This is a genomic window from Streptomyces sp. NPDC025833 (assembly GCF_055558055.1).
The window spans coordinates 391,626-398,821 of sequence record NZ_JBVHNF010000007.1; the positions used below are offsets into that span (position 1 = coordinate 391,626).

The 7,196-nt window shown below is 73.2% G+C and carries 6 protein-coding genes; 2 read left to right on the plus strand and 4 right to left on the minus strand.

Annotation, left to right across the window (positions count from 1 at the left end; translation table 11 throughout):
- Positions 1–88 precede the first annotated feature (88 nt).
- From ACZ4K2_RS15235 to ACZ4K2_RS15245, 3 genes are all read right to left on the minus strand, one after another.
- Positions 89–1,735, minus strand: a complete 1,647-nt coding sequence (locus ACZ4K2_RS15235) for a phospho-sugar mutase (RefSeq protein ID WP_467477870.1) — start codon at positions 1,733–1,735, stop codon at positions 89–91.
- Between the two features lie 96 nt (positions 1,736–1,831).
- Positions 1,832–2,656 carry a purine-nucleoside phosphorylase gene (locus tag ACZ4K2_RS15240; RefSeq protein ID WP_467477866.1) on the minus strand — a complete coding sequence of 275 codons (825 nt, stop codon included), beginning with the start codon at positions 2,654–2,656 and terminating at the stop codon, positions 1,832–1,834.
- A 135-nt stretch (positions 2,657–2,791) separates the two neighbouring features.
- Positions 2,792–3,229: a gamma-glutamylcyclotransferase family protein gene (locus ACZ4K2_RS15245; protein ID WP_467477863.1), complete on the minus strand. Its 438-nt coding sequence runs from the start codon at positions 3,227–3,229 to the stop codon at positions 2,792–2,794.
- Positions 3,230–3,314: 85 nt separating this feature from the next.
- Between ACZ4K2_RS15245 and ACZ4K2_RS15250 the strand changes: the two genes are divergently transcribed.
- Both ACZ4K2_RS15250 and ACZ4K2_RS15255 read left to right on the plus strand, forming a co-directional pair.
- On the plus strand, positions 3,315–4,763 hold the full coding sequence (locus ACZ4K2_RS15250) for an NAD(P)H-quinone dehydrogenase (protein ID WP_467477859.1): 1,449 nt from the start codon (positions 3,315–3,317) through the stop codon (positions 4,761–4,763).
- A 167-nt stretch (positions 4,764–4,930) separates the two neighbouring features.
- Positions 4,931–5,875 carry a DeoR/GlpR family DNA-binding transcription regulator gene (locus ACZ4K2_RS15255; protein ID WP_467477856.1) on the plus strand — a complete coding sequence of 315 codons (945 nt, stop codon included), beginning with the start codon at positions 4,931–4,933 and terminating at the stop codon, positions 5,873–5,875.
- A gap of 67 nt (positions 5,876–5,942) precedes the next feature.
- Here the strand turns inward: ACZ4K2_RS15255 and ACZ4K2_RS15260 are convergent.
- A partial coding sequence (locus ACZ4K2_RS15260) for an ATP-binding protein (RefSeq protein ID WP_467769956.1) occupies positions 5,943–7,196 on the minus strand: 1,254 nt, incomplete at its 5' end.

A 7,196-nucleotide genomic window follows, 5' to 3' on the forward strand; every position in this document is an offset into this window, starting at 1 on the left:
ACCCGGCCGTTCCCTCCGCCCCGGGCGGGTGGAGGAACGGCCGGACGGGGTGCCCCCTCGTGGGGGCACCCCGTCCGGGAGGTGCGGGTCAGATGCCGGCGGCGGCCGACAGGTCCCGCTTGACGGCTGCGAGCAGTTCCGCCGCGCGGGCGTGCGCGGCCGGCAGCCCGGCGTGCGAGGAGACCGGCACGACGACCTCCAGGTAGCACTTCAGCTTCGGCTCGGTGCCGCTCGGGCGGACGATGACCCGGGCGCCGTCGAGGGTGTAGCGCAGGCCGTCCGTGGGCGGCAGCAGGTCCGTGCCCCGGGTGAGGTCCTCGGCCCGGGTGATGGGGAGGCCCGCCAGCTCGGTCGGCGGCTGTTCGCGCAGCCGGCGCATCGCGTCCGCGATCAGCGTCAGGTCCTGCACCCGCACCGACAGCTGGTCGGTGGCGTGCAGGCCGTGCTCCACGGCGAGGTCGTCCAGCAGGTCCAGGAGGGTGCGGCCCTCCTCCTTCAGCACCGACGCCAGCTCGGTGATCAGCAGCGCGGCGGTGATGCCGTCCTTGTCCCGCACGCCCTGCGGGTCCACGCAGTAGCCGAGGGCCTCCTCGTAGCCGTAGCGCAGGCCGTCGACGCGGGCGATCCACTTGAAGCCGGTCAGGGTCTCCTCGTACGGCAGGCCCGCCTTGCCGGCGATCCGGCCGAGCAGCGAGGAGGAGACGATCGACTCGGCGAAGGTGCCGGTCGCGCCGCGCCCGACCAGGTGGGCGGCGAGCAGCGCGCCGACCTCGTCGCCGCGCAGCATGCGCCAGTCGCCGCCGTCCCGGACGGCCACGGCGCAGCGGTCCGCGTCCGGGTCGTTGGCGATGACCAGGTCCGGTTCGGCCGCACGGGCCCGCGCGAACGCCAGGTCCATCGCGCCCGGCTCCTCCGGGTTGGGGAAGGCGACCGTCGGGAAGTCCGGGTCCGGCTCGGCCTGTTCGGCGACGAGCAACGGCTCGGGGAAGCCGGCCCGGGCGAACGCGGCGAGCAGGACGTCCTTGCCGACGCCGTGCATGGCCGTGTAGACCGTGCGGGCGGTGCGCGGGGAGCCGGCGTCCAGGACGGCGTCGGTACGGGCCAGGTAGGCGTCCAGGACCGCGTCGTCGAGGATCTCCCAGCCGGCGTCCGGGCGGGGCACGTCGGCCAGGGAGGCGATCGCGTCGATCTCGGCGGCGATGCCCGCGTCGGCGGGCGGGACGATCTGGGAGCCGTCGCCGAGGTACACCTTGTAGCCGTTGTCCCGGGGCGGGTTGTGGCTGGCGGTGACCTCGACGCCCGCGACCGCGCCGAGGTGCCGGACGGCGAAGGCCAGCACGGGGGTCGGCAGCGGGCGGGGCAGCACGGCGGCGCGCAGGCCGGCGCCGGTCATCACGGCGGCGGTGTCCCGGGCGAAGTCGGCGGACTTGTGGCGGGCGTCGTAGCCGATGACGACGAGCCCGGCGGTGCCGTCCCCGTGGGGCGTCCCGGTCTTCTTGAGGTACGCGGCGAGGCCCGCGGCGGCGCGGATCACGACGCTGCGGTTCATGCGCATCGGGCCGGCGCCCAGTTCGCCGCGCAGGCCGGCGGTGCCGAACTGGAGCGTGCCGCCGAAGCGGTCCGTCAGCTCGGCGGTGTCACCGGCCTCGATCAGCTTGGCCAGCTCCTCACGGGTCTCCGGGTCCGGGTCCTCCGCGAGCCAGGACTCGGCCCGGGCGATGAGATCGTCGTGCACCTTGGGATCAACCTCTCCTGTGGATGTGTCCGCCCGTCCACCCGCTTCCCGCCCGACTCGGGCGGCCGGGGAGCGGGCGGACGGGCACCGGACGCCTTACAGCTTGCCCAGCACCTGGGCGAGGAGCTGCCCCATGCGCGCGGCCGAGTCGCGGCCCGCCTGGAGCACCTCCTCGTGGTTGAGGGGCTCGCCGGTCATGCCCGCGGCCAGGTTGGTGACCAGGGAGATGCCCAGGACCTCGGCGCCCGCCTCGCGCGCGGCGATGGCCTCCAGGACCGTGGACATGCCGACCAGGTCCGCGCCGATGACGCGGGCCATGCGGATCTCGGCCGGGGTCTCGTAGTGCGGGCCGGGGAACTGGGCGTAGACGCCCTCCTCCAGGGAGGCGTCGACCTCCTTGCACAGGGCGCGCAGGCGCGGCGAGTACAGGTCGGTGAGGTCCACGAAGTTCGCGCCGACGATCGGGGAGGTCGCCGTCAGGTTGATGTGGTCGCTGATCAGGACCGGCTGGCCGGGGCGCATGCCCTCGCGCAGGCCGCCGCAGCCGTTGGTGAGGACCACGGTCTTGCAGCCGGCGGCGACGGCGGTGCGCACGCCGTGCGCCACGGCGGCGACGCCACGGCCCTCGTAGTAGTGGGTGCGACCCAGGAAGACCAGGGCGCGCTTGTCACCGAAGGAGTACGAGCGGACCTTGCCGCCGTGCCCCTCGACGGCCGGCGGCGGGAAGCCGGGCAGCTCGGTGACCTGGAACTCGGCGTCGGGGGCGCCCAGGGCGTCGACGGCCGGAGCCCAGCCGGAGCCCATCACGAGGGCGACGTCGTGGGTCTCGGCGCCGGTGAGGGTGCGCAGGCGCGCGGCGGCGGCGTCGGCGGCGGCGTAAGGGTCGCCCTTGATGTCGTCCGGAAGAAGAGATGCGTTCACGCCGATGAGGGTAGCCGCTCGACGCCTACGCGCGTAGATGACAGAGCCCACGGGAATGCATTCGTTGTCTTGTCGTTTTCCACAAACGGTGGGCAAAAGCGGACGAAAACCGCCGCAAAAGTGGCCGGGACCAGCTCAGCAGGGGCGCTTGCGGAGTTCCATCACATAGTCGTGCGGCGCCCCGGCGGACTCCGCCGCGTCGGCGATCTCGCCCAGGTAGCGCGCCGACGGCAGACCGCCCTCGTAGGCGTTGAGGACGTACGTCCAGGCGTTCTCCTCGCCGTCCAGGGTGTGGACGCGCACGCGCGTGCGCCGGTAGAGGCCGAGGCCGGTCCCCTCCCAGCGATCGAGCGACTCCTCGTCCATGGGCGCGAGGTCGTACAGGCCGACGAAGACCTGGCACAGCGGGTCCTCGACGAGCGTCGCCAGCGCGCCCTCCCAGCCGAGCTGCTCGCCGCCGAAGGTCAGCCGCCAGCCGTTCAGCCAGCCGGTGGCGCGCAGCGGGGAGTGCGGGGCGCGGCGGGACATCAGGCGCGCGTCGAGATTGCCGGCGTAGGCGGCATAGAGCGACATGGGGAGAGGGTACGGCAGCCGCCCCCCGCGCCCCGGGCGCCCCGGTGGTGCCCCCGGGCAGTGGCACCTTGAAGCGTGCGGGACAATGGGGTACGTGACTCGGATCGTGATCATCGGTGGCGGACCCGGCGGATACGAAGCGGCGCTGGTGGCCGCTCAGCTCGGCGCGGAGGTGACCGTCGTCGACTGCGACGGCCTGGGCGGGGCGTCGGTGCTGACCGACTGCGTACCGTCGAAGACCTTGATCGCCACGGCCGAGGTGATGACCACCTTCGACTCCTCGTACGAGGAGCTGGGGATCATCGTCGCCGACGACACCCCGCCGCTGGAGCAGGCGGCCCGGGTGGTCGGCGTGGACCTCGGCAAGGTCAACCGCCGGGTCAAGCGCCTCGCGCTGGCCCAGTCCCACGACATCACCGCCTCCGTCACGCGCGCCGGCGCCCGGGTCATGCGCGGGCGCGGGCGGCTGGAGGGCATGCAGGCCCTGGACGGCTCCCGCAAGGTCGTCGTCACCGCCGCCGACGGGACCGAGGAGACGCTCCCCGCGGACGCCGTCCTCATCGCCACCGGCGGCCACCCGCGCGAGCTGCCCGACGCCCGGCCGGACGGCGAGCGCATCCTGAACTGGACCCAGGTCTACGACCTCGACGAGCTGCCCGAGGAGCTCATCGTGGTCGGCTCGGGCGTGACCGGCGCCGAGTTCGCCGGCGCCTACCAGGCGCTGGGCTCCAAGGTCACCCTGGTCTCCTCCCGCGACCGGGTGCTGCCCGGCGAGGACCCGGACGCCGCCGCCGTGCTGGAGGACGTCTTCCGGCGCCGCGGCATGAACGTCATGGCCCGCTCGCGCGCGCAGTCCGCCAAGCGCGTCGGCGACCGGGTCGAGGTGACGCTGGCCGACGGCCGGGTCATCGGCGGCACGCACTGCCTGATGGCGGTCGGCGCGATCCCGAACAGCGCGGGGCTGGGCCTGGAGGAGGCCGGCGTCAAGCTGCGCGAGTCGGGGCACATCTGGACCGACAAGGTCTCCCGGACGACCGCTCCGGGCGTCTACGCGGCCGGTGACGTGACCGGCGTCTTCGCCCTCGCGTCCGTCGCCGCCATGCAGGGGCGCATCGCCATGTACCACTTCCTCGGCGACGCGGTGGCCCCGCTGAACCTGAAGGCGGTCTCCTCGAACGTCTTCACGGACCCCGAGATCGCCACGGTCGGCTACACGCAGGCGGACGTGGACGGGGGCAAGATCGACGCCAAGGTCGTCAAGCTGCCCCTGCTGCGCAATCCGCGCGCCAAGATGCAGGGCATCCGGGACGGCTTCGTGAAGATCTTCTGCCGTCCGGGCACCGGGATCGTCGTCGGCGGCGTGGTCGTGGCCCCGCGCGCCTCGGAACTCATCCACCCGATCTCGATCGCCGTGGACAACAACATGACGGTCGAGCAGATCGCGAACGCCTTCACGGTCTACCCCTCGCTCTCGGGGTCGATCGCGGAGGTGGCCCGCCAGCTCCACACCCGCAAGGCGAGCGCCGAGGCCTGACGGCCGGCCCGCCGCCGCGGGCCGGTCACGGGGAGTCGCGGCGCGTGCGGGCGGCACAATCGGGGCGGGTGGGCTCTATATCACCTCCCGCCCCACCATGCGAACAACTTCTGTTATTCGGCGCAAACTGCTGAAAGCAGACGGTCGCTGGGGTTACTGTCAGTTTCGTGTTCGCTGCTGAACGTCGCCAATTGATCCTCGAAATGGTGCGAGCGAACGGTGCCGTGTCGCTCCGTGAGCTCGCCCGCGTCGTCCAGACCTCCGAAGTGACCGTACGGCGCGACGTGCGGGCACTGGAGGCGGAAGGACTCCTCGACCGCCGGCACGGCGGTGCGGTACTGCCGGGTGGGCTCACGCGGGAATCCGGCTTCCCGCAGAAGTCGCACCTCGCGACCGCCGAGAAGACGGCCATCGCCGACCTCGCCGCGAGCCTCGTCGACGAGGGCGAGGCCATCGTGGTCGGGGCGGGTACGACCACGCAGGAGCTGGCCCGCCGCCTCGCGCGCGTGCCGGGCCTGACGGTCGTCACCAACTCCCTGCTGGTGGCCCAGGCGCTGGCCCACGCCAACCGGGTGGAGGTGGTGATGACCGGGGGCACCCTGCGCGGCTCCAACTACGCCCTCGTCGGCTCGGGCGCCGAGCAGTCCCTCCAGGGCCTGCGCGTGTCGAAGGCGTTCCTCTCCGGGAGCGGCCTGACCGCCGAGCGCGGCCTGTCCACGTCCAACATGCTCTCGGCGTCCGTCGACCGGGCCCTCGTCCAGGCCGCCGCGGAGGTCGTGGTCCTCGCCGACCACACCAAGCTCGGCACGGACACGATGTTCCAGACCGTGCCGACGGACCTCATCACCCGGCTGGTCACCGACGACCCCCCGGCCCACGACGACCGCGCCGCCACCGAGCTGCAGGCCCTGGCCGACCAGGGTGTGCAGATCGCCGTCACGGGGGCGAGCGGGACCCCGGGGGGTGAACAGGTCCCGGCGGGCCGCCGCGCCCCGCTGCCGGGACCGCGCAGGGGCCACGCACCGGGCGCCTCCCCCCTGCGCTCCGCCCCCGGCCTGGGTGACCAGCCCCCACCGGAACGCGGCCGCGTGGCAGACCTGCGCCGCCGGTAGGGCGGGTGCGCGGACGAACGAGGGGCCCCCGGCGTGTGCCGGGGGCCCCTCGGGGGTTCGGGGTGGGTCAGTCCTTGATCTCGCAGATCGCGGCGCCCGAGGTGACGGACGCGCCGATGTCGGCGGTCAGGCCCTTGACGGTGCCCGCCTTGTGGGCGTTGAGGGGCTGCTCCATCTTCATGGCCTCCAGGACGACGACCAGGTCGCCCTCCTGGACCTCCTGGCCCTCCTCGACGGCGACCTTGACGATCGTGCCCTGCATGGGCGAGGCGAGGGTGTCGCCGGAGGCGACCGGACCGGACTTCTTCGCCGCCCGGCGCTTCGGCTTGGCGCCCGCCGCGAGGCCCGTGCGGGCCAGCGACATGCCGAGCGAGGACGGGAGGGAGACCTCCAGGCGCTTGCCGCCCACCTCGACGACGACCGTCTCACGGCCGAGCTCCTCGTCCGCCTCGGTGTCGGCAGGCGCGGTGAAGGGCTTGATCTCGTTGACGAACTCGGTCTCGATCCACCGGGTGTGCACCGTGAACGGGTCGGCCGAGCCGGTCAGCTCCGGGGCGAACGCCGCGTCCCTGACCACCACGCGGTGGAACGGGATGGCCGTGGCCATGCCCTCGACCTGGAACTCGTCCAGGGCCCGGGCGGCCCGCTGGAGGGCCTCCTTGCGGGTGCGGCCGGTGACGATCAGCTTGGCGAGCAGGGAGTCCCAGGCGGGGCCGATCACGCTGCCGGACTCCACGCCCGCGTCCAGGCGGACGCCGGGGCCGGACGGCGCGTCGAAGCGGGTGACGGTGCCGGGGGCGGGGAGGAAGTTGCGGCCCGGGTCCTCGCCGTTGATGCGGAACTCGAAGGAGTGGCCGCGCAGGACCGGGTCGTCGTAGCCCAGTTCCTCGCCGTCGGCGATGCGGAACATCTCGCGGACCAGGTCGAAGCCGGCGACCTCCTCGGTCACCGGGTGTTCGACCTGCAGGCGGGTGTTGACCTCCAGGAAGGAGATCGTGCCGTCCTGGCCGACCAGGAACTCACAGGTTCCGGCGCCCTCGTAGCGGGCCTCCTTCAGGATGGCCTTCGAGGCGCGGTACAGCTCGGCGACCTGGGCCTCGGACAGGAACGGCGCGGGCGCCTCCTCCACCAGCTTCTGGTGGCGGCGCTGCAGGGAGCAGTCCCGGGTGGAGACCACGACCACGTTGCCGTGCTTGTCGGCCAGGCACTGCGTCTCCACGTGCCGGGGCCGGTCCAGGTAGCGCTCGACGAAGCACTCGCCGCGGCCGAACGCGGCGACGGCCTCGCGGACCGCCGACTCGTACAGCTCCGGGACCTCTTC

Bases quoted from the DNA above. Each gene is read 5' to 3' on its own strand.
- ACZ4K2_RS15245 (WP_467477863.1), bottom strand. From the start codon at position 3,229: ATGTCGCTCTATGCCGCCTACGCCGGCAATCTCGACGCGCGCCTGATG.
- ACZ4K2_RS15250 (WP_467477859.1), top strand. From the start codon at position 3,315: ATGGGGTACGTGACTCGGATCGTGATCATCGGTGGCGGACCCGGCGGA.